The following is a 20,364-nucleotide window of genomic DNA, read 5'->3' on the forward strand; positions in this document are numbered from 1 at the left end:
GAAAAAGGCGGTCATCTAGATGCCCGCCTTGGGTTGTATTCATGAGCTTGTGCTAGCGAAACGATTTCTCAGCGTAACGTGCCAGGCCAGAGGAGACTGAGCCAAAGAAGTCGCCTGCAACGATAGGCACGCCAGGCAAAGTGCTTTCTAACAGCGCACGCAGAATAGGCGAACGTGCACTGCCGCCCGTCATAAAGATAGCGTCAGGTTTGGTCGCCGATTGCGCTAAGGCATCGTTGACCAGTTCACTGACTTTGGCCACTGGATTGGCGATGGCTTCAGCTAACTGTTGTGACGTCGCATTTGCGCTCAGGACTTCCTGAACAATCGGCAGATCAATGTGTGCGCTATCGTGCTCAGAGAGGCGGATTTTCAGCTCTTCTGCGCAGCGGACAATCTGATAACCCAGTGTCTCGCGGTGAACACGCAGCAAGCGTGCAATTTTCTCTGGCTCACTGGCGTCACGCATCAGTTGCTCCAGCACAGCGCGGTTAGCGGAGGCATAGAAATCAGATTGCGCGACCACATTGTTGATAGCAATTGGGTTCCAGAACTGGGTCACTGGCATCGCAATACCGCGTTGCAGGGTCGAGTCTTTACCAAACATCGGCATCAGCTGTTCGAATGCCAGATGGATGTCGAGGTCGTTACCGCCCACACGGCAGCCTGAGTGTGCCAGCAATGACGCGCGACGATCGTCTTGGTTTCGCCAGCTTGGTCCCATTTCAATCAAGCTGCAGTCGGTCGTACCGCCGCCAATATCGACAACCAGCACGGTGCTGTCTTTTTCCAGCGTGCTTTCGTATTCAAGGCCAGCGGCGACCGGTTCGAACTGAAAAATAATGTCTTTGAAGCCCGCGCGTTTTGCTGCACGGGTAAGAATAGATTCAGCCTGCTCGTTGGCTTTATCGCCACCGATACCCTGGAAATTAACAGGACGGCCGATAACGGTCTGCAAGATGTCCTGCTGAGTTTCAGCTTCGGCTTGCTGCTTGATGTTTGCCATCATGGCGCAGACCAGATCTTCAAAGAAGCTGATTTGCACATCACGCAGTCCGGTGGCGCCGAGGAAAGATTTGGGGGATTTAACGTAGTAAACCTCTTCCGGATCCTCGAGGTAAGTATCGAGTGCTGATCGGCCAAAACGGAGATCACCCGGCTCGACATCAATACCTTCTTCGCGGTTAAAACTGACCGCACGACGCAGGAGTTGCTCGCCAACCTGATCGGTGGGTTTGATGTTGAAGTGACGCCAAAGGTATTCACTCACTGCTTCACGGGTAGGCGCGCAGAGGGTGGAAGGAATAAATGGGCTATTGCCTTCAAGGGTTAACAGGCGCGGTGTGCCGTTTTCCATCATGGCGACAGAACAGTTCGCTGTTCCGTAGTCGAAGCCGATAAACATCGGAGATCTCCAGCGTCAAAAAAGCGGGCTAGTTTACGTCAATACATCACGATAGCAATAGAGACAGATGGGTTTCTGCCTGAGTGTTGACTGAGAAATTCATAGCAAATGTTAGCGCTTGCTAATCAATTGATTACATGGATGTCGTGAAGCTTTATAAGTGAAGTTGCATAAACGATACATGATGTGATGAAGATCAAATTAGGCTTTAGACATATCACTTCAAATAAGTGGAAGTGTAATTCCTCGAATCAAAGGAGGACACCATGAAAAGCGCCAAAGAGTTCGCGGCATGGTTGATGGAGCGTTTCGAATCCCATTCGAATGTGTGGTTGACACGAAACGACATTACAGAGCTCACCAGCCGCCAGTCGGTGCGAAGTGAGTTCATTCATGATGTTCACTGTGAATTGATGAACTATGGCCGCGCCCTTATCGCTGATATCAAAAACAACCGGTATTACATGGTTTCCTTAAGCGATACCTATTGGAAAGATGTCGGTGACATCTATGCAGAGCAAACCAACAAAGCAGAGCAAGCTAACAAAACCCCAAATTCAGCCAACACAGTTGAACGCTTCCCCGATGATGCTCAAAACAGCAGGGTGAGGTCTTTGCGCAAATAAATGCCGTTCTGTTCCACTGCCATTGTTTCTCTTTGATCTTCTATCTTGGGCCTGTGTAAGCAGGCCTCTTTTTTAGTGACCGCTGAATATGAACCTCTTCAGGTCGTTTAGGTATCTAGGAATCTTGGTGAGATAGTGCGCTGAAATGAGACAAATTGAATAATTTTTAAAAAATTAATCTCTTTTTAAAACAGATGGATAAGTTGGTTTTTTCTGCTGTGCTGTCAAAGATCAACAACATAGACAACGTACGGAAAAGCAGTCTGATTTGCTTTTCCCACGACTCTGCTAAATTAGAAATACGACGTCATTTTGTACTCACTGCCGCCTTCCATTTTGCAGTCATACGTCGTCAGGGTTAGCAAACAAGAACAGTGCATTCTCGATCCTCCCCGCCTTTATGGAACTGAAAAGGCTGACACCAAAAACGCGCGCCAGCAGTGGCTCTGGCGAACTCTGGAGTCAATAACCGGGCTCTTATCATAAGAAAAACATGGAGTGACCTATGTTGCCAGCAACAGAGGTAAAAGCAGTCGTTTTTGAATTAGATGGTACCTTGGTGAACACGGCAGCAGATGTCCGCTATGCAGCGGAAGAAATGCTGGCTGATCTTAAACTCCCCAGCCTTAACGTTGAGCATGTGAGCGACTGGTTGGGCGATGGCACAGACAAACTCATTCACCGTATTCTTTCGCGAAAAATAGATGGCTCAGTGCCAGATCCGGTTTTCCGGCTCGGCAGTGCGCTTTTCCTCAAAGCTTACCAAAGACGGAACCACGTCAGCGCCGCGCTTTATCCCGGTGTTGAAGCGTGCTTGCGTCAGCTGACTAGAAAAAAAGTGCCGATGGTGGTGGTCACCAATCAGGCAACGTCATTGGCTAATGACTTATTGACCCAACTGGGGATCAGAAATCACTTCGCGTTGGTGCTGGGTAAAGATGCGTTACAAGAGCCGAAACCCTCACCCGATGGTCTGCTGGAAGCAGCATTACTCTTACACATCAACCCTGACCAGATAGTGATGGTGGGAGGCAGTGTTAACGATGTTAACGCGGCAAGGGCAGCAGGTTGCGGGGCGGTTTGTGTCAGCTATGGCTACAACTATGGCGTGGATATCCGCTATGCCGCGCCGGATGCTGTGCTGGATACCTTGGCAGATTTCCCAACCTACTTAGAGGACGAGCAGCCAAGGGCAAAAAAACCACGGGCACGACGAAAAACGTCAACCCAATCTGCACGAGAAAGGCGCTGAAAAGCGCCTTTCTTTTTGTGTGGTGACCTCGCTATTGCGGCGACACTTCTTCAGTTTTCCTCGCCTGCTTTCTGGTTAAGAACATCATGGTGAGCAGCACGGCAACCAGTAATCCGCTTCCCATCAGCAAGGCATAGTCCTCAAGACGCAGGATGGAATAAAGCAGGATGTAGAGGCCAAGCAACATAGAGAACATCAGCAATCCAGCACGTCGACTTCCAGTCGCGCTGCCGACATATGCGGGGATGCTGAGTATGGGCATAATGGCTGCCGCAACATACGCCATCGTGAAACCCAAGTGTTCAGAAAGTGCCAGCAACACCAGATAGAACAGGGTCATTGCTGCACCCACCATCACATATTGCAGCATTGAAAGGCTGTGGCCCTGACTGAGCTCGAACATCAGCAGCACAATAAACGTCAGCGCGACAAACAGCAGACCATATTTGAGGGAGCGTTCGACTTTTCCATAATGGGTCACAGGCTCAAAAAGCTGGGTGTGGGCTTGTGCTTCGACCAGATTTGCGCCGCGTGTTTCTTTAAAAATTTGCGGGTAGTTGCGGCTGAGATGACTGATTTCCCAGGTCGCTGAAAAGCCTGAATCTGAGATGTTTCTTTCTGTGGGCAACATGCCGCTGAAGCTTGGGTGTGGCCAATCTGTTGTGAGATTGAAGGTGGAAGTTTCGCCCAGAGGCAAAAAGCCGATCCCCTGCGATCCGCGCAGGCGGATTTTAAAATCCAGTGTGAAAGGAGCGGGATTGTCAGCCAGAGTCACCGGGCGGTGAAAGCCGCGTCGAAGTGCCTCTGTGGTCACGCCAGTGCCAGACATCAGGTTGGCTTGAGGTTCCAACCCTTCACCTGTCACTTCAAACAGATCAACGCCATCAATCGCTTTATTTGCTGAAAGGCCGAACACCAGACGCGCCGAATTAAAATAGATGTGTTCTACGTTGTTGATGGTAGGAAGCTCGAAATCGAACTTGGCCTGACCTTCAATCGTGCTTTGGTAAACAAGGGAGTGGTAAATGCCACGGTCACGGAAATCGTGGTTGAGCTGGGCGTTGATATCGAGGGTTTTGGGGAGGATGATCAACTCATCCTGCATCACGGTACGTCGCTCTTTTCGTTCACCGTCATCGTTGGTTTCTTCGGTGATCACCACATAGCTATAGGGCAATGCTAACACTGGGCCTGCCAGTAATTGTTCGCTGCCCCAAGACTCGCCAATCTCATTGACCACGTCTCGATAAAGGCTTTCCCTTTCCCACGCCATATCCTGCACCAAGGTCAGTGGCGCGATTATCAATACACAGAGAATGGCAGCGAGGACGCCTTTGAGAAACAGGGAACTTTTGGCTTTGATAACAGGGCTTTCAATATTGCCGCCAAAGCGGCTTATTCCGCTTTTGATCAGCGCGAAAGCGCCAAAGCCGAATACGGCGAGAATAACGAGGATGACTATCCCTGCGAAGAATTCAATCATGATGCTTCCTTGGTAATGAGTGAGGTATTAATGGATTTAGTAAATGCCATTAAACCAAAGGAAGTCACTCACAGGAGGGCAGACTGATGATCAATTGTGGCGGAAAAAGAGCAATGTTTGGGGATGGGTTAAAACGCTTGGCTTTCCGCCCCGGGTGTTAAATACAAACTCACTTTTTGTCTCAATATTGGGTCGGTTTTGAGACGGCCACTTATCGTAAGGTGCAATAAGTTGCTTAGCCTGCCATGTGTAGGTGAAAGGAAGTCTTGGACGAAGCGGTAAGGACACGGACGTATGCAAAAGTACTCATTTTTCGCTCTCACCATGTTACTGGCAGGATGCGGTGGCGGAGGGGGTGGGGGAGATAATCCACCACAGCAAGCAAATGATTCAGCCCGGTATCAAACCAATCAGCTCAAAGTGGATGTCAATTTCGAAGTCTATGAGGATGGAAAAGCCGAAGTTACTGCTTATGCACGCGAAACGGTTAACAAGGACTATATTCCGCTGGGAGCAGGTGATTCCATTTCGCTATCAGCGAATGGTCGAACTCAGAACCTTGTTGCCACAAAAGAGGAATCAATAGAAGGCTCCGGGATTTCCGGCGGTGAATACTATGAGCTGGTGACAGAAGGCTCTTACCCTGAATACACGGTGACTTTTTCCCGTGCCAATCCTTCTTTTTCAGATGCAGCGAGCATCAATCAAAGTGATATCCCAACACCATTTACACTACAAGGCAGCTTTTCCAATGAGGTGATTGATCTCACTTGGTCTGAAGAAGCGGATCATTACTACGTGGTATTAGGACCAATTTTTGTCTGTGACAGTGGCGCAACAGTGAGAGTGATTTCAGCCCCGCCACAGCTGGAAGACTTCAATGGCTCATACAGTAAAAGCCTTCAAGAGATCTTTGGTCAGAATCAGAGTGAGCTAACCCAAGGAGATTCAGGGTGTCTTATTGAAGTCAGCGTGGCTGCTTATCGAAGCGGTGCGTCAAACTCTTCTGAGGTGGTCAATATCTACGTTTCTCAGGATCGTTTTGCTAGCTTTGACGTGAACTAACGAATCAAACGACAAAGAGGAGAGACTTAGAGTCTCTCCTTTTTTATCCTTTCTCTAGCTTCACTCATCCCTCAACAGCGCTTTGGCAAGTAGGGAAACCGCTGCTGATAACAAAACAATGTCTTTCAGCAGGAATTGTCCTGGCACCACGGAGATAGCAGGGAAGCCACCTAAGCTTGCTTCTGCGATCGGCGCGGTGAACAAGAAGCTGGTGGTTACCGCGAATGTCACGGTCGCACCCACTGCACCCACAATGGCAATAGTGCGATTTAATGGTGCCAGCAGTAGAGCAACAGCTGTAGCGATTTCAACCGTACCAATCAGGTTAGAAGCACCTTGCAGGCTAAATACACTGTACAACCAGCTTGTAAGTGGGCTTGATGCAACAAGACCTTGAATCGCGCCCGCTTCATAGCCGGTAAACTTCATGGCACCAATCCATGCCAGCACGATAACGATAGAGAATCGCACTGCGTTGTCGGCAATATGATTGAGTAAATGAACCCAGTCTGCACGATGGTTGTTGATTCGGCCGTGTACATTGTTAATCGTCGTCATGATGCTTCTCCTTAAACTTTTGTGTCGTCGTATTTGGTTGGATCAAACCGCGTTGGTTTGGCTTTCCTGAATTTTTTCGAATTGCCCGTTTCTGATGGCTCGTTGTAAGTCGTCATTACCGCCGACATGCACGTCTCCGACAAAAACCTGTGGCACTGTGCGGCGTTGGCTGCGCGTTTTCATTTCGTCAAACAGCGCAGCATCATCACTGACTTCAATTTCCAGAAAATCGAGTCCTCTGAGTCTCAGTACCTTTTTCGCTGCTCGGCAGTGTGGGCAATAGCTCTTGGTGTAAATTTCAATCTTCGGCATGGTCGTGCTCCGTTGTGTTTGTGTATGGCTTTACTTTAGGTGTTGCGGTCAGGACTATCTATGCATAATAATCTTGATTGAATACATCGATCGTATAGGTGGGCTATCAATGGAAGTGATGAGCGATATTCTCCGCGCCATTCGGGTGGTAGGCAGTGTGTATTTCTGCAGTCAGGTAGAAGCGCCGTGGACGAAAACCTTTCAGGATTTGGATTACGCCAGCTTCCATATGATTCGTCGTGGTGCCTGCTGGGCAAACATCGACGGGCAGATTGAAAAGCTGGAAGCGGGGGATCTTATCTTCCTCGGTCCGGGGCAAAATCACGAACTTTCTAGTCTGTCTCCTGTTAACGGAAAGCCAGATTTGAATGACACCACCTTGCTGCTGTGCGGGTCTTTTAGTTTTTCGCGAGCCGCGACAACACCTCTGATGGATGTGTTCCCCCGCATGACAATTGTGCGTGACAAAGACTTTGCCAATCACCCATGGCTGCGCAGCACTTTTGATCAGCTAAGCGCCGAATATATGTCGCAAGGGCCGGGTTCTGAACTTATCGTCAATAAGCTCACGGAGATCATTCTGGTTGAACTTATCCGCATTAACTTTGGGCGCGAGCAATCCAGCCCGTTTTTGGATGCGTTGAACGACAAGCGGATTTCCAGAGCGCTGCAGCTTCTTCACGATAACCCTGAGCTCAGCTGGACGTTGGAATCCGTCGCCAGCCAAATCGGCATGTCCCGCGCAGCATTTGCCAACCGCTTTTCTTCGTTAGTCGGTCAACCTATGTTTGGCTATCTCACCAACCTGCGTATGCAAAAAGCGCAGGAGTTACTGCGCGAATCTCTGTTGCCGATCTACGAGGTTGCCGAACAAGTGGGGTACGAATCGGAACGTGCTTTTACACTCACCTTTAAAAAGTATTCGGGAACCACGCCGAAGCGGTTTCGGGCCCAATAGTACCCTGCTCAACAGTGCCCTATGCAATTGTCACTATGACAATTTATTCATTAAATTCAAGGGAATGGGACATTGCTCTCAAGGCTATTTAGAAGATAATGGCGCTGTCATCGGCAACGAAGGGAGCAATTTTTCTATGGCATTGGAAGCTTTAGTAGAGGCCGTTCTTCCCGTTATCGGAAGGGCTGTTGGCTATATCTTTGTCGACATTCTTCTCAATGTCGTTTGTTATTTAACCGGGTATGTTGTTCTTAAAGTACTGACCCTAGGCCGATACCCGAAAGCGTTTTTAGAAACTGATCGTCGAGGAAGTTCTGAACACTATGTGTTGATCGTTGGTTTGTTGTTCTGGGTGCTGGTGGGGTATCTGGTGTTCGTATAGCAGCGATGACACGTCGAAAACCGATGAAAAAGGAGGCTCAAATGACGATGAAAGAATACGCAGAGAAAAGTGTGCTTTGCTGGTTGGCGACAGTTGACGAAGATATAATGCCCAATGTGTCACCCAAAGAGCTATTTACCGCGCTTGATGATGACACAATACTAATCGCCAACGTCGCTTCCCCTGTCAGTGAAAAGAATATTTTGGCGAATAACAAAGTGTGTGTTTCCTTTGTGGAAGTCTTTGAGCAACGAGGTTTCAAAGTGAAGGGAATCGCCCGCGTGATTGTTCCTGAAAGCACAGAATGGACGGGCTATTTAGCAGCACTTCGTAAGCTGGCAGATGAACGCTACCCTATTAAAAATATCTTTGAAGTGAAGATAACATCCAGCGCCAGAGTCCTTGCCCCAAGCTATTTCCTATTTTCAGAAACAACGCCAGAAAGTCAGATTGAGAGCGCGCTTAAAACCTATAAGGTTCGCCGATAAAGCGCTGTCTTTTTGAGCCGTCCCTGAATCGTTTCTTCAACGAAATAACGTCCTTTCGGGTTTAACGCCCATACTGATGGGTACACGCAACAATCGAGTCTATTCAGAGAAATATCAGGGATAAACCAGCAAGAGCCTGACATATAAAGTCTTTCTGAAAGTGTGAACACAAAATCGGCATCTAAACGCCAGGAAAATAGACATAAAGTGGTAAAAATAAAAGCTTGATGATAAATGTCTTTGATTAATGGTTTTATTGCAAAAAGCCTCATAAAAAATATGTGTTATCAGTAAGTTAAATTTCTGACAGGAGAGGCCTGATATGCTCACTGGTGTCACATATTGGCTCAAGTAATGTTAGAGTTCTGTCAATTTGGATGCGTGACGTGAACTTATCTGATAATTAACATATTCGTAATTTGCTAATTTATTGGATGCTTAAATGACGACCTACTCAAAAGACCAGACTGCGATAGAAAACCTCACCGAGGAACAATATCGCGTCACACAAGAAAACGGCACGGAGCGCCCGTTTACAGGGGAGTACAATCGCCATTTTGAATCAGGCATTTATGTAGATATTGTGTCTGGTGAGCCTTTATTTTCGTCCTCAGCAAAGTTTAGTTCTGGCTGCGGATGGCCTTCTTTCTCCAAACCCATCGTCAAAGATAACGTCACAGAACATTTCGATACCAGCCACGGAATGCGACGTGTAGAAGTACGTTCGAAACATGGTGATAGCCATCTAGGCCATGTTTTTACGGACGGTCCAAAAGATCAGGGTGGCTTACGTTACTGCATTAATTCCGCCTCCCTGCGATTCATTCCAAAAACAGAAATGGAAGCTGAAGGCTACGGAGATTATTTAGACCAAGTCGAGTAACACTCCCTCCTAAATCGGTGTGGATTATCCTGATTATCATTGGTTTTGCGGGTTTCGCGGTATAAAAGTTGTACATTGCAACTTACTATGACTTCGGGGCACAACAAACTTGAGGCAGGAATGACCGCACCGTTTTTATTTCAACTTTCTCTCTTTTCCGCAACCTTGCTTTGCGCCCTCGTTGCCGGTTTGATACTCGGTTTTGCGGTGGTGGTGATGCCAGGGATCCGTCGACTGGAAGACAGAGAGTTCCTGCGTGCTTTTAAGGTGATGGACGGCGTGATTCAAAACAGCCAACCCCTGTTTATGTTCGTATGGCTCGGTTCTATTTTGGCAGTTGTGGCGACTCTGGCTTTGGGAATAGGGAATACGTCGGGATTAAGCCAGCTATTGCTTTTCGCGGCCACACTCTTATACCTGCTTGGTGTTCAATTGCCTACCTTCCGTTTCAATATACCTCTCAACAACCAGATTCAACGCCTGGATCTGGACACAATGGAAGCAAACGAATTACGTGACGCAAGGGAGACATTTGAACCCAACTGGAACCGTTGGAATCAGTTCAGGACCGTTGTTTCTTGCATATCGGTTGGCTTGATGCTGGCCCTCATATTCAGGCTTTAAATAAGATCGGGATGGAAATACCGGTCTGCCACTTTCTACAGGGAAGGGTTCACCATGCTTTATTTCATCGGAATACTAATACTGATTGGGTTTGTCGCTTACCGAATGACCCCACCGGAAAAGCTGTTCGAACTTGGCATTTCTGCTGAACGAAGAATATCGGGTTTGACCTTAAAGACATCGAATATCGAAGAAGGCGAAATAGCCTATCTGGAAGGTGGCTCGGGTACGCCACTTCTGTTGCTTCACGGCTTCGGTGCAGACAAAGACAACTGGGTGAGAATGGCGAAACATCTCACTGGCAAGTACCGGGTGATTGCGCCGGACCTGCCGGGGTTTGGAGAAAGCTTCAAACAGCCTGACTTAAACTACGATGTGCCTGCTCAGGTGGCACGTCTTAAAGCATTTGCAGAGTCTATTGGCTTGTCGAAGTTTCACATTGGCGGTAATTCTATGGGAGGCTACATTGCGGGGAATTACGCGGTGGAACACCCTGATCAAGTGTTCAGTTTGTGGCTTCTTAACCCACTCGGCGTGGCAACCTCGCCAGACAGTGAGATGTTTGCCATGTTACGCCAGCAAGAACGCCCCGCAGTGTTGGTAGGTGATGCTGAGCAATACAGAGAACTTTTGGCGTTTGCATTTCATAAGCCACCATTCATCCCTGGGGTGATGATCAAAGAACTCGCTAAACGGGCAGAAGCCAGCTTTCCGCTGAATAGCCAAATCTTCCAACAGATCCACCACATCTCTGACGGGCAAGTCCATTTCACTGTGCCGTTGGATACCGTGCTCAAAGACTTCGACAAACCCACGCTGATTACCTGGGGAGACAAGGACCGTGTCCTGCACGTTGCCGGCGCTGATATCCTTGGCAAATTAGTCCCTCAGTCAAAAGTGCAAGTGATGAAGGATATGGGGCATCTTCCGATGATTGAAGCGCCTTCCCAAACGGCGAAGCAATTCCTTCAATTTCACCAAGCGTAAAGCAAGGTAAAGCTAAGTAAAGCGCCTTCTTTTTCCTGAAAAAATCACGATACTTGCGCGTATTGTTGAGCATGAATAAGAAGGAATAACTCAATGAAAAAATTAGCGATTGCCGCTTTGGTATTATTTGGTTTGATGGGCACCGCTTTTGCTTTCGATACGCATTGGACGCACGGGTTGGAAATGCCAGAAATGTCCTTGTTTGGTTGCGATCACGGTAGCCATCATTAATGCTAATGACTTTGATAAAGGAGCCACATTGTGTGGCTCTTTTTGTTTGTGCTCTTTATGAATGATTAGTTTTCCCTCAGCAAAAAGAGGCGTCTGTGATCTGACGTGATGCTGATGAACTTGAGGCTTTATTTTGAGACATCTTCGATCGTTATAGCGGTGTTAATCTCCCGAAAGATGGCTTGGAAATAAAAGCACTAAAAGGGACAAAATAATGAAAAAACTCATCATGGCTTTGGCAGTGGCTGCTTTGGTATCAGGTTGTGCCGACAAAGACTTCGGCGAAGTGGTTAATGACGGCGTAAACGGCGCTATCGACGGCGTGCTTGGTTCAGTCGGTGTAGGGAATGGCACCGTAGTCAAAAATAGCGATGGCGGATTCAGTGTTGAGGAAGAGGAAGTCTGGCCTCATAGACCTGAAAGAACCCGTCGAGACTATGGTGAGATTAAAGTAGCTAAGACAAAGAAAAATCCAAAAGGAAGAACAGAAATTTTTGTTGAAAGTTGCGCGCATCAAAGGATTGGCTCGGTTGATTGCGATGGGTGGATGTTTGAAGTGACCGCTGAAGGCTGGTTGGTAGAAGATAGTATTCTTGTCTATGGCGACAGAACCTATTCCATAGCTGCAGGGCAGTACTACGCAAAGTTTGGGTCAAAAGATACGGGTACAAAATACTATGCGACGGGTGAGGTGAACATCGTACCTTTTGTCACCAACTACATAGCAATAACAGTAGAGTGATCATCACCAATAAAGAAAGGCAGGTGCTCACACCTGCCTTTTGTGTTTGTGAATTCGTACGAATCTTCCCAAGCCCATTCGACTATTACCTGAAGACCTAATGCTACTATTCCGTTGAAATGGATTCGGAGGAGTTAGCCTTGTATCAACTGTTTTACTACCCACGCAATGCAAGTTGGGCCCCTCATATGTTGATGGTGGAAATGGGACTGCGACACGAGCTGATTTTGGTCGACAGAAAGGCCAACGCCCAGAAATCTGAAAGCTATCTGAAACTCAATCCCACTGGACGTATCCCTGTGCTTGTTGATGGAGAATTGGTCATTCATGAAAGCGCAGCCATTGGACTCCACCTTTGTGAAAATCACCCTGAGTCTGGCCTGATTCCCGATATGGGAAGCCTTGAAAGGCCGATCTTTTTCCAATGGCTGTTCTACCTGACTTCGTCGTTACAGTCAGAGCTGATGGTCTATTTCTACCCGCAACGCCATACTGAAAACCCCGATGAAGCGACAGCCATAAAACGAGCCCAAGAAGCCCGCGTGACAGACATGTTTGCTTTGATTGACCGTGAGTTGAAAGGCAAAAACTTTCTGGTGGGGAACCGAATCAGTATGTGTGACTTCTTCCTGTTCATGTTCGCCCATTGGGCCAGCGATTTTGATAAACCACCGTTGAGCCTTGAGCATTTAGGTCGATATTTAAGGAATTTGGCGAAGCGGAATTCAGTGGTTGCAGCGAGTGAATTGGAAGGGACCAGCCTCGATATTTATCGCTAACCCGACTGCGTTAAAAAATGAAAACCCGCCAGCAAGGCGGGTTTTATTATTCACCTACAGCGCACGGATTCGGGTTATTTCATCCGGCCCAATGCCAAGTGATTCCAAAAACTTCTGGTGTTCTGCAGGCTCCATTTCTTCGAATTTCTGATGCCACTTGACCATGTCATTTTCTGAAAATCCGGCAGCGGCCATAATCTGCGTCCAACGTTCTTTGTTCACGATGTTTTCCTCCAAAAGATGGGGGGCATGCAGCAGCGCGACAATCGCTTTCTGCTGCGCTTTCAGGCTCCGGATTTCATTCTCAAGCGCATGGAAATGTGCTTTGAGGATCTGGGCCTGATCCTTATCTTTCTGCTCAAGCAATGTTCGAATGCTGGAAACCGGTAACCCATAAGCACGATAAGCCGCGATATTCCTTAACCGTTCAACTTCCTTTTTTCCGTACCTGCGATAGCCATTATCACTTCGACAGGCAGGCGTCAGGAGGCCTTCTCTTTCGTAATAAAGAATGGTGGCGCGGGAGATATCAAACTCCCGCGCCAGTTGGGTCACCGTTAACATAAGTACACCGTTTGGCTGAAAGAACAGGTATCGTGAACCCTGATCTTATAGTCGGGTCAAGCTAGCATTATGGCGTGAAAATCAGAAGAGGAGTTAGTGGGGTGAAAATGGGGGAAAACAAAGCGGCCCCGTCTCCGGGGCCTAAGTTCGCTGAGAGAACTTAAAACTTGTATTGGATGCCGACACCGCCAGCAACTTCTGAACCAGATACCTTGCCAGATGTTTCGTAGTGGAAGGTGCCTGAAACACTGATTTTCTCATTGAAGCCGTAAGCGCCACCGATAGCTAAGGCTTCTTTGCTGCCTGAGAAACCGACACCGGCACCGATTGCAAATTCACCTTCGGTCACAAATGGACGTGCGTTAGTGATAGCGTGCATACCTGCACGTACACCGTCCATTTGTTCGTCCATCTCGGCAAAGCGCTCGTTCATTTGTTGCTGTAAGTCAGTAATGAGTTCGCGATCTGATGTAGGTGTTACACCGAAGTCCGGGTCTACAACGATTGGTTGCTCTGGAGTCGTAGGCGTTGGGCGGTCAACAACTGGGCCATCACGGTCGGGCGTGTTGTCCGGCATTGGGCGGTCAACGGTAGGACCATTTCGGTCTGGTAAATTTGCATCTGGGCTTGGACGGTCAACCGTTGGTCCATTGCGGTCAGGTACAGAATAATCTGGCGTAGGACGGTCAGATACACCTGGCACGCTGTTGTCGATATCAATATTGATAGAGTTTGCCATTGCGCCAGCAGAAAACAGGCCAGCAAGCGAAAGTGCGATTACAGTCTTTTTCATAAATTTGCTCTCTTAGTAAGTTTCAATCAGCGAGAGCATCCTTGCATCGAGTGCATAACTCGTTGTGACTCCTTATCTTTGACTGCAAGTCTACGGAGGGGAGAGCACTCTTTCTAAGTAGGTGTGGTGATGTCGGTCATAAGCATTGCTTATTAGATGATATTAAATTTTTAACCTCTCTTCTTAACCAGATCAGCACTTAGTCTGCTTGGCCTATGAAAAGAAAAAGCCGCCAGATAAATGATCTGGCGGCTTTGCTGATTGCTTGTAGAAATGGGGGTTTAACCTGCCACCCAATCCACTAGATCTTTTGATCTGACCTTGTTCACTTGATAAGGCTGGCCCAGCAGTCGGGCTGGTCGATTGGTATCTGCCTCGATATGCAGTTCCTGACCGTCAGTAAAGGAAAGACGAAAACCCGTGAACACACTGGTGAACATGCCATTCCCTTCAAAATCTTCATGAATTTCACGACAGCTTTTTACGCGGCGATTGGTTTTTCCGTCGTTAAAGTAAAGGGCAATGCCTTGGTCGAAAGCGTTGTTTTTCAGCAAGGGATGGATATGTCCGGCTGAATCAATGTTAAAAATAATCACTTTTCCGTGGTCTCATATTTATGAAATGTATAGCGTGGCGTGATTTCTATCACGATTTAACATGGGTTGTGGTCGGAGGTGTATATACCCAAACAACCTGAAGATGCAGGATTCAGCGAGCATCTTCAGGCTGTTTGGGTATAAATGAGAGGATGGTAAAATGTTTAAAAGTAAGGCATTTCGGTTGCATCTTGAGCCGAAATGCCTAATGGGAAATCAATAAAGGTTCAATAAGTGAATGGTTTGGTCTTGCGCTTCATGGTGGGCGAACTTAATCAGTGCCATAGAGGGCGGCCCTTGCGGCGCAGGGTTGTTTGAAAAACCAAATCCTTCAGAAGGGATGCCATTAGTACCGAACGACAGCGTGTTGTTACCATCTATATCTTGATACGCCATGATGCCGTAAAAGCCTGATGGCAGCGCTTCCAACGTGATGCCTTCGCGGGCTTCGTCTGATGTGTAATGATTGGCATGGGCAGTTGGCGCGCCTCCCATCAGGTTGTCTGTTTCGTTGTAAACCAACACCACCACACCCGCTTCTTCCACACGAATGTCCGTGATTTTAATCGTCAGCGGGTAGGATTCACCCTGTGCGAATGTCGGGACTTCTTTGGGCTGCTTGCTGATTAAACTGGCACTTAATACCACAACAAAAACAGACGCCAGAGCCGTAACTGGTATCAATGTATTACCAGCCTGTTTCCGGCGTTCCTGAAGCCAGGATGCTGCCCACAATGTCGCCGTCAGAAGGAGCACCAACAGGGTGTAATAGCCACTGAGAACGGTTTCGCTCAGGAAAGGTACGGCAAAGTAAATCAGCACCGCATGCCAGGTGAAAACCTGAAGTGAGTTTTTGCCAATGTAGCTCAATGGGCGGAAAACCAGCGCTGAAGGCCATTTACGGATGACCGTCGCGATAAGGTACACCCAAACCGCCAGATTCAGCATACGCAGCCAACCCAGCTCTGGCTTATCAGCAAGGGAATACAACACACCCTGATGGATACCCATTGAAAGAAACGCGCCGTGGTGAGCGGCAAATAGCAACGCAGCGAGAGCCAGACACACCGTGGCAGCGGCCGGGTGATACCAGCGCAGATTGCCTTTGGCATTGGAAAAGCCAATGGCTGCGCCACCAATAAACAGCAACTGCCATGCAAACGGGTCGAAGTAGCCGACCTGAACATTTGTCTCAAACAGTGATGAAAGGAGACTGGGGTTAATCTGTGAGCTGATTGCCCAAACCCCGACACTGATTGCCAGCACCAGCCACATCAACCCACGACGAAACGCGTAAAGCGCGATGGGCAAAATCAGCATGAAAATGACATACAGAGGAAGTATTTCTAGGTAGTCCGGTTTGTTGATCAGCAGGGCACTCAGCACAATGGTCGCCAGTGGCGTTTCCCCAAGGTTGTTAAAGCTGTTACCGAGGGATTGCGCGACAGTAGGCAATGCAAAAGCGCAATATGAGAACCACACCATCACCAGAAGCAGGCTGACCATATGGTATTTGTAGATGGTAAAAGCACGTCGCAGGACTTTACCTGTGGCTTCCCTGTCTGAAAGCTCAGTGCGGCTATAAACCGCGCCTGCCAGCAGGCCGGAAATCATCACAAAGCCTTCTGCCGCACCAAACTGACCAAGAGGTTGAAGGGTAAAGTATTGGAGCAGGCTTCTGCCGCCACTGAGCCATATCAGATGGTTAATCGTCATTAAAACCAGCAGCAAACCGCGCAGGCTATCGAGCGCAGGTATTCTTTTCATAACTCGTCTCCACTTTTCTTAATACAACTGATTGTGTCGCAAGCAAAAAGAGAGCATCTGACAAAAATTGCGGTATTGAATTTAGAAAGGGTTTTGTCCGAAGGATTGATAGATGCGTCGAAAAAAAGAGCCTACATTGAGGCTATTTTGCATGTCAGTGTGTGACGGTTATTTCTGAATTCTTGGTTCGATGATGTTGAGCCAGAATTGGAAGAACCTTGCCCCAGTGCCTTTGAGCTAAATTGGTTTTGGACAATTGTGAGTTAGGAATTTTACCCGTAGCAGTTCACTTTGGATAAGTTGAGTTTGGGCAAAGAATGGATTATGAGGTTCGGCTGCGAAACACTTATTCTTATTTGTTAGGCTTATCGTTCGCCATTTATCTGCCTTGCAAAATCTGCGTGAAAGCTGATTAGCTCAATACCATCAATTGCTTTTATTGATGCATTGTCGCTTTCAACAGTACAGAAAGGCGGATAAGCGAATAGCAGCTGACCAACCTTTAGCTCCAAGTCGCTGGGAATATTCAATCTTTCAATTGGGTCCTCGTCTACCCAAGCCAAAAACTTCTCCCAGGTACAACCAAATTCATCAATCTCACCAGTTTCAGCATTCAACTTAACTACCAAGTTATCTCGAATAAGGAATTGGTCGCCAAAGCAATCCTGAGCAATCGGAAAGTCGCCTGCTTTAACTTCTCGATACAAGTTGTGGAAAGCAAATTCACCTTCTAAAAAGGTATTAACATTTAACAAGCGTTCTTGTGCATCATGAGAGCGAATCTGTAGACCACCTGAATATAATATTTTCATAGTTTCCTATGTAAGCCTAACGTTGCAATAACGGGCGCTTACCAAACCACCCATAACTGCTTTAATCCTTTGTATTCACAACACTTTGAAAAGCTGCCGCATTGAAAAAGCGTCCCTGTTTATAGCCTTGTTATGTTAAAGAGTCTGGATCCATCCATTGCGATTTTATTTTGAATAGCTTAATCAGGTATATCACCTGAACTATTGGCTCAAAGCGAATGTAAATAGTGCCTTCAGATAAACTCATTGCCATCACATAGCCACAAATCACCAACCCCAAGAAGCCATTTGCTATGCAAGTCATTAAGCCCCACGACTTCCCCCTTACAAGCCCAAAAGCACTGACAGCGAAGAACATGCTTATCGACACTATTAATAGTAGTTTTGGAGTAACTTCGGAGCCTGAGTACGTCAGACCAAGAAAGTCAAAATTAACTTCAAAGTCATCCACGAGAAACGAGAGAAGCAATATTATTGCTGCGATAACGCCTAGTGAAATGAAGATCCACCCAAATATTTTCATCCAAAGCGGAACTAAACCACGACGGACTTCCTCTTGTGATAACTTGACTTCCTGTGTCATTTACTCATTCCCTACTAATTCAAACTGAACATAACAACTTATTAGCAGGCATAAAGCCCGTTTAGTCCAAAACCGAGATACCCGATTAGTCCGCGTACACTTAAGTCACTTTACCATATAGCTTGGTAGAATCAGTGGATTAACTTATTGGCTTGTGGTCCAAAAATGAGAAATCGGGCGTCCCGAATTTAAAGCGTTCACATTTTTACTATATACATATCCCTGTATTTTTATACATAGGGAGTGCATTAGAAAAATTTGGCCATTGTACGTCGATTCAAGTGCTGGATTGTTCGAAATGCTAACTCACTTTGGGGCAAAATCAAGCCCAAACACACCGCCAATTAGTTCGCTAACTTCAACAAAAAAAGAGCCTCAATTGAGGCTCTTTTGCATATCAGTGTGTGATCATTACTTCTGCACTTTCGGCTCGATGATATTGAACCAGAATTCGAAGTTATCCAGCATACCCGCGATGTCGGTCAGCGCCTTACCGTTACCGTCGATTTTCGCATTGCCCTGCTCAACCAGTTTGGCGATAGAGGTTTTGCCCATCAGCGCTTTGTTAAGCTCGGCGCGGTCGATGGTTAACGTCATATCTGGGTTGTCTGACTGAATACCCTTCAGGTTGTTCAGGTGGGCGTTTTCCAGCTCCACCAGGAACTTCTCATTCACATCCGGCAGCACGAAGTTGATGGTGTAGTTTACGCCAGCTGCTTTCTCACCGTTCAGGCGAACACCGAGGTAATCCAAGAAGAGTTCGGTATCCATGGCGACCACAGTGTCAGCACTGGCGGTTTTTGTCGCCTCCACTTTTGGCAAACCGTGGCGAAGTTCATTGGCTCCCATCAGGTAGGTATTGCGTTCACCCGCTGACTCGCTTTGGTAACCCAGTTGCTCCAAACAATCTGCTTGCAGGTAGCGGGCTTTCTTATTGCTCGGCTCTGCGAAGACGGCTTTATCAACAATCTCTGCACACCAGCGGTATTCGCCGTTTTGGTACGCGGTCTGGCCGATATTCAGCACGTTATCAATACCGCCCATGGCTTCCACGTATTTCGGTGCCGCATCAGCAGGTGCCAGAGGGCGTAAGGTCGCCGGGTTCATGTCGAAGTAGCCGAGGTATTTGTTGATCACTGCTTTGGCGTTGCGGTGGTAACTGCCGTGGTAACCACGGTTATACCATTCGTGCGCCAACACGTCCGGCACATGGAACTCGTCTTGAATTTCGTTAATGGTCACGCCATGGTTCGCCAGACGCAGCGCTTGATCGTGAATGTAACCGTACATATCACGTTGCTTGCGCAAGAACTGGTTGATGTTGTCGTTACCCCAGCGCGGCCAGGTGTGCGAAGCAAACATCACATCCGCTTCTTTGGCGTACATGTGGATGGACTGGTTGATGTACTTACTCCACGCTTGCGCATCACGCACTTCTGCACCGCGCAGGGTGTAGACATTGTGCAGGCCGCCGACGGTGTTTTCCGCCATCCAAAGCGCTTTGAACTGCGGGAAATAGGTGTTCATTTCCGCAGGCGCTTCAGTACCCGGGGTGTTTTGGAATTCCATGGTGATGCCATCAATGGTGAGAGTTTCTGTCTCGTCCATGATCACAGTCGTTGGTGCAATCAGGCTGACCTCACCTTGTGCCACGCCTTTACCGATGGCGGCATCAACCTGTCCGGTTGGCGATTTTGCCAGTGCGTTGCCGTATTGGTAAGTCACGCGGCGGGACATGGCGTTACCCGCCAGTACATTTTCTGCAACAGCGTGATGCAAGAAGCCTTTCGGGGCGATGATGTCTACTTCGCCTTTGTCGACTTGCTCTTGGCTCACCACACCTTTTACGCCGCCAAAGTGGTCAGCGTGCGCGTGGCTGAATACCACCGCTTTCACTGGGCGTTCACCCAATTCAGCATTCACAAAATCCAGCGCGGCTTTCGCGGTTTCAGGAACGGTGAGGGGATCGAAGATGATCCAGCCAGTATCGCCTTTAACGAAGGTGATGTTAGCGAGGTCATAACCACGGACTTGATAGATACGGTCGGTGACTTTGTATAGGCCGTGGTGCATGTTGAGTTGCGCCTGGCGCTGCAGGCTTGGGTGAATGCTGTCGTAGTCTTTTCCGTTGAGCAGGAAGTCGTAATTACCCAGCTCCCAAACCACTTTGCCCTGTGCGTTTTTGATTTCGAGATTGTCTTGTCTGGCAATCAGGCCTTTCTCTACCAGTTTAAAGTCTTCGGTGTCGCTGAATGGCAGGGTAGCGCGCTGCTCGGCGGCAAAAGTCTTCGTGGTTTCTGATGGTGCTTTGGCTTCTGCTGAGTAGTTATGCGCGAAGGCCGGAGCACTGATTGCAGCAATCATCAGTGCGATGAGGGTTGGTTTAAATGTCTTATTCATTGTGATTCTCGCTTCCACATTTGTCGTTAGGGAACGGAAATCACTATAGGTAGGGCAAACCCGTTAAACGATTC

At 47.8% G+C, this 20,364-nt stretch carries 23 protein-coding genes; 12 read left to right on the top strand and 11 right to left on the bottom strand.

Features of this window, described 5'->3' with window-relative positions; genetic code table 11:
- Positions 1–52 precede the first annotated feature (52 nt).
- Complete coding sequence (gene yegD, locus G5S52_RS14635) at positions 53–1,405, bottom strand: molecular chaperone (RefSeq protein ID WP_165015133.1); 1,353 nt, start codon at positions 1,403–1,405, stop codon at positions 53–55.
- Positions 1,406–1,671: 266 nt separating this feature from the next.
- Between yegD and G5S52_RS14640 the strand changes: the two genes are divergently transcribed.
- Positions 1,672–2,031: a hypothetical protein gene (locus G5S52_RS14640; protein ID WP_046304170.1), complete on the top strand. Its 360-nt coding sequence runs from the start codon at positions 1,672–1,674 to the stop codon at positions 2,029–2,031.
- 505 nt (positions 2,032–2,536) lie between these two features.
- A complete protein-coding gene (locus G5S52_RS14645; protein WP_165015136.1) occupies positions 2,537–3,283 on the top strand; it encodes a phosphoglycolate phosphatase in 747 nt (248 codons plus the stop codon).
- 31 nt (positions 3,284–3,314) lie between these two features.
- Here the strand turns inward: G5S52_RS14645 and creD are convergent, their stop codons facing one another.
- Positions 3,315–4,766: a cell envelope integrity protein CreD gene (gene creD / locus G5S52_RS14650; protein ID WP_165015139.1), complete on the bottom strand. Its 1,452-nt coding sequence runs from the start codon at positions 4,764–4,766 to the stop codon at positions 3,315–3,317.
- A gap of 294 nt (positions 4,767–5,060) precedes the next feature.
- Between creD and G5S52_RS14655 the strand changes: the two genes are divergently transcribed.
- A complete protein-coding gene (locus tag G5S52_RS14655) occupies positions 5,061–5,831 on the top strand; it encodes a hypothetical protein (RefSeq protein WP_165015142.1) in 771 nt (256 codons plus the stop codon).
- A 60-nt stretch (positions 5,832–5,891) separates the two neighbouring features.
- Here the strand turns inward: G5S52_RS14655 and G5S52_RS14660 are convergent, their stop codons facing one another.
- Together G5S52_RS14660 and grxC are read right to left on the bottom strand one after the other, a co-directional pair.
- Complete coding sequence (locus G5S52_RS14660; RefSeq protein WP_165015145.1) at positions 5,892–6,389, bottom strand: YkgB family protein; 498 nt, start codon at positions 6,387–6,389, stop codon at positions 5,892–5,894.
- A gap of 42 nt (positions 6,390–6,431) precedes the next feature.
- Positions 6,432–6,701, bottom strand: a complete 270-nt coding sequence (grxC, locus tag G5S52_RS14665) for a glutaredoxin 3 (RefSeq protein WP_165015148.1) — start codon at positions 6,699–6,701, stop codon at positions 6,432–6,434.
- A 109-nt stretch (positions 6,702–6,810) separates the two neighbouring features.
- Here grxC and G5S52_RS14670 point away from each other — a divergent pair, with 109 nt between their 5' ends.
- The 9 genes from G5S52_RS14670 (at position 6,811) to G5S52_RS14710 (ending at position 12,775) form a co-directional block, all read left to right on the top strand.
- Complete coding sequence (locus tag G5S52_RS14670; protein WP_165015151.1) at positions 6,811–7,659, top strand: AraC family transcriptional regulator; 849 nt, start codon at positions 6,811–6,813, stop codon at positions 7,657–7,659.
- 136 nt (positions 7,660–7,795) lie between these two features.
- Positions 7,796–8,041, top strand: coding sequence for a hypothetical protein (locus G5S52_RS14675; RefSeq protein ID WP_165015154.1), 246 nt, complete (start codon positions 7,796–7,798; stop codon positions 8,039–8,041).
- Between the two features lie 41 nt (positions 8,042–8,082).
- Positions 8,083–8,529, top strand: a complete 447-nt coding sequence (locus G5S52_RS14680; RefSeq protein ID WP_205743916.1) for a pyridoxamine 5'-phosphate oxidase family protein — start codon at positions 8,083–8,085, stop codon at positions 8,527–8,529.
- Between the two features lie 442 nt (positions 8,530–8,971).
- Positions 8,972–9,412: a peptide-methionine (R)-S-oxide reductase MsrB gene (gene msrB, locus G5S52_RS14685; protein ID WP_165015160.1), complete on the top strand. Its 441-nt coding sequence runs from the start codon at positions 8,972–8,974 to the stop codon at positions 9,410–9,412.
- Positions 9,413–9,532: 120 nt separating this feature from the next.
- Complete coding sequence (locus tag G5S52_RS14690; protein WP_165015163.1) at positions 9,533–10,036, top strand: anthrone oxygenase family protein; 504 nt, start codon at positions 9,533–9,535, stop codon at positions 10,034–10,036.
- 54 nt (positions 10,037–10,090) lie between these two features.
- A complete protein-coding gene (locus tag G5S52_RS14695; RefSeq protein WP_165015165.1) occupies positions 10,091–11,023 on the top strand; it encodes an alpha/beta fold hydrolase in 933 nt (310 codons plus the stop codon).
- A 93-nt stretch (positions 11,024–11,116) separates the two neighbouring features.
- A complete protein-coding gene (locus G5S52_RS14700; RefSeq protein WP_165015169.1) occupies positions 11,117–11,254 on the top strand; it encodes a hypothetical protein in 138 nt (45 codons plus the stop codon).
- Between the two features lie 214 nt (positions 11,255–11,468).
- Positions 11,469–11,996, top strand: a complete 528-nt coding sequence (locus tag G5S52_RS14705; protein WP_165015172.1) for a hypothetical protein — start codon at positions 11,469–11,471, stop codon at positions 11,994–11,996.
- Between the two features lie 140 nt (positions 11,997–12,136).
- Positions 12,137–12,775, top strand: a complete 639-nt coding sequence (locus G5S52_RS14710) for a glutathione S-transferase family protein (protein ID WP_165015175.1) — start codon at positions 12,137–12,139, stop codon at positions 12,773–12,775.
- Positions 12,776–12,829: 54 nt separating this feature from the next.
- Here the strand turns inward: G5S52_RS14710 and G5S52_RS14715 are convergent, their stop codons facing one another.
- From G5S52_RS14715 to G5S52_RS14745, 7 genes are all read right to left on the bottom strand, one after another.
- Positions 12,830–13,339, bottom strand: a complete 510-nt coding sequence (locus G5S52_RS14715) for a MerR family transcriptional regulator (RefSeq protein WP_165015178.1) — start codon at positions 13,337–13,339, stop codon at positions 12,830–12,832.
- Between the two features lie 160 nt (positions 13,340–13,499).
- Positions 13,500–14,132, bottom strand: a complete 633-nt coding sequence (locus tag G5S52_RS14720; RefSeq protein ID WP_165015181.1) for a YadA C-terminal domain-containing protein — start codon at positions 14,130–14,132, stop codon at positions 13,500–13,502.
- A 281-nt stretch (positions 14,133–14,413) separates the two neighbouring features.
- The gene (locus G5S52_RS14725; RefSeq protein ID WP_165015184.1) at positions 14,414–14,728 is read right to left on the bottom strand and encodes a hypothetical protein; all 315 of its coding nucleotides are present in this window, start codon (positions 14,726–14,728) and stop codon (positions 14,414–14,416) included.
- A gap of 216 nt (positions 14,729–14,944) precedes the next feature.
- Positions 14,945–16,495, bottom strand: a complete 1,551-nt coding sequence (opgC, locus tag G5S52_RS14730; protein WP_165015187.1) for an OpgC domain-containing protein — start codon at positions 16,493–16,495, stop codon at positions 14,945–14,947.
- Between the two features lie 365 nt (positions 16,496–16,860).
- Positions 16,861–17,307, bottom strand: coding sequence for a hypothetical protein (locus tag G5S52_RS14735; RefSeq protein ID WP_165015190.1), 447 nt, complete (start codon positions 17,305–17,307; stop codon positions 16,861–16,863).
- Between the two features lie 130 nt (positions 17,308–17,437).
- Entirely contained in the window at positions 17,438–17,890 is a 453-nt protein-coding gene (locus G5S52_RS14740) for a hypothetical protein (protein ID WP_165015193.1), read from the bottom strand.
- A gap of 411 nt (positions 17,891–18,301) precedes the next feature.
- The gene (locus G5S52_RS14745) at positions 18,302–20,290 is read right to left on the bottom strand and encodes an alkyl/aryl-sulfatase (RefSeq protein WP_165015196.1); all 1,989 of its coding nucleotides are present in this window, start codon (positions 20,288–20,290) and stop codon (positions 18,302–18,304) included.
- Positions 20,291–20,364 lie beyond the last annotated feature (74 nt).

It is taken from the genome of Grimontia sedimenti (genome assembly GCF_011045095.1).
Taxonomy (GTDB): domain Bacteria; phylum Pseudomonadota; class Gammaproteobacteria; order Enterobacterales; family Vibrionaceae; genus Enterovibrio; species Enterovibrio sedimenti.